The sequence below is a fragment of the Streptomyces sp. WELS2 genome, from assembly GCF_013870595.1.
Classification (GTDB): domain Bacteria; phylum Actinomycetota; class Actinomycetes; order Streptomycetales; family Streptomycetaceae; genus Streptomyces.
Window position 1 is genome coordinate 1 of record NZ_JACBWZ010001163.1, and the last position, 1,594, is coordinate 1,594.

Annotated in this window: 1 protein-coding gene and 2 pseudogenes; 2 read left to right on the forward strand and 1 reads right to left on the reverse strand. The window is 74.8% G+C overall.

Features of this window, described 5'->3' with window-relative positions; translation table 11 throughout:
• Nucleotides 1-307 (reverse strand): transglycosylase family protein (locus tag H5J33_RS34655; protein ID WP_258565606.1); only part of this gene is annotated, 307 nt, incomplete at its 3' end.
• Between the two features lies 1 nt (nucleotide 308).
• Between H5J33_RS34655 and H5J33_RS34660 the strand changes: the two are divergent.
• Together H5J33_RS34660 and H5J33_RS34665 are read left to right on the forward strand one after the other, a co-directional pair.
• Nucleotides 309-848, forward strand: a pseudogene (locus H5J33_RS34660) (SUKH-4 family immunity protein); the annotation flags it as partial.
• 251 nt (nucleotides 849-1,099) lie between these two features.
• Nucleotides 1,100-1,594: pseudogene (locus tag H5J33_RS34665) on the forward strand (cellulose-binding protein); the annotation flags it as partial.

Sequence of the window (1,594 nt, forward strand, 5' to 3'; positions counted from 1 at the left end):
ACGCCGGGTACGGCACGGCGTGGTCGGCGCCCAGGCCGGCCTGCGGGCCGCACGTGGGCCAGGCGCCCTCGCCCTGGCTGGCCAGGACCTTCTCGCCGATCAGGATCTGCTGCTTCTTGGTCGCGAGGTCGGCCCGGGAGGCGTAGGCGGTGCCGCCGTAGGCGTTCCACGTCGACTGGTTGAACTGGAGGCCGCCGTAGAAACCGTTGCCGGTGTTGATGCTCCAGTTGCCGCCGCTCTCGCACTGGGCCACCTTGTCCCACGTCTCCACGGAGGCCGCCTGGGCCGGGGCGGACCCGAGGGTCAGGGCGGCGGCGTTCGGGCCGGGCGTCTTCCGGTTCGAGCAGCAGGCGGTGTCCCGGCAGGGTGTGCCGCCGATCGTGGCGCACACCCTGGTGGTGGCCGGGCTGCCGCTGGACATGGGTCCGTTCTTCTGGGCGCAGGCGCAGCCGGGCCGTCCGGTGCCGACGCTGGCGGAGCTGGCGGCCGAGCGCGGGGTGGCGGCGGCGCCGGACGCGGGTTCGTACCTGGTGATGGGCACCGACTTCGGCAAGGCGGTCTGTGTGCAGTACGGGACGGCGAACATCGTGGCCGTGCCGGTGGAGGCGGGGGCGGGCGGTGCGCCGGTGCCGCCGCAGTTCGTGAACTCCGGGCTGCCGGAGTTCGCGCGCTGCCTGGCGCTGCTGGGCCGGATGTGGCGGCTGAGGTACGGGCTGAACCAGGAGCAGGCGGGCCGCTGGACCGTGGACTTCCAGGCACAGCTGGCCGCCCTGGACCCGGCGGCGCTCGGTTCGCCGGAGAGCTGGTGGTCGGTGCTGCTGGAGCAGATGTGGGACGGGCTGTTGTAGCCCCTCCGTCGCGGACGCGTCCGCTGTGTGCCGCCGTCGGGCCCTCCACGCGCGCGTGGAGGGCCCGACGTGTGGCCGCGGTGTGTCCGCGCGTGCCCTCGCGTGACCGAGCAGGCCGCCGGGGGCCCGGCGTGCGTTCGGTGTCCGCGCTCCGTTCTGCGGAGTGTCGAATTGTGACCCCTTATGTCCGATCCATCAAGATATGCACGAAATCATTCTGTCGTGTAGGTCCGGTGGAGAGGAGTCCCAGGGTGAGCAGCGCATCGACGCCGCCGCACGGCTTCGCGACCGTCCGGGGGCGCGGCTACCGCCCCGACCAGGTCGACGCCTGCCTGGAGGCGCTGTCCCGGGACCGGGACGCCGCCTGGGAACGGGCCGCCCGGCTGACCGTGCTCGCCAAGGACATGGAGGCGGAGGCGGCCCGGCTGCACGAGGAGGTCGCCCGGCTCCGGCCGCAGACGTACGAGGCGCTGGGAGAGGGCGCCCAGCGGCTGTTCCAGCGGGTGCAGAGCGAGGCGGCGGACCTCAGGGAGCGCACCCGGCGAGCCGCCGCACAGCACCTCGCGCGGGCCGAGGCGGAGGCCGAGCGGGTCCGCCGGGAGGCGCGGGAGGCGGCGGACGCGGTCCGCGCTGCGGCCGACGAGCACGCGCGCGGGCGGATCCTGGCCGCGCGTGCCGAGGCCAACGGCATCCGGGTCGGGGCCCGGCGCGAGGTGCGGGCGGCGCGCATGGAGGCCCTCGCCCTG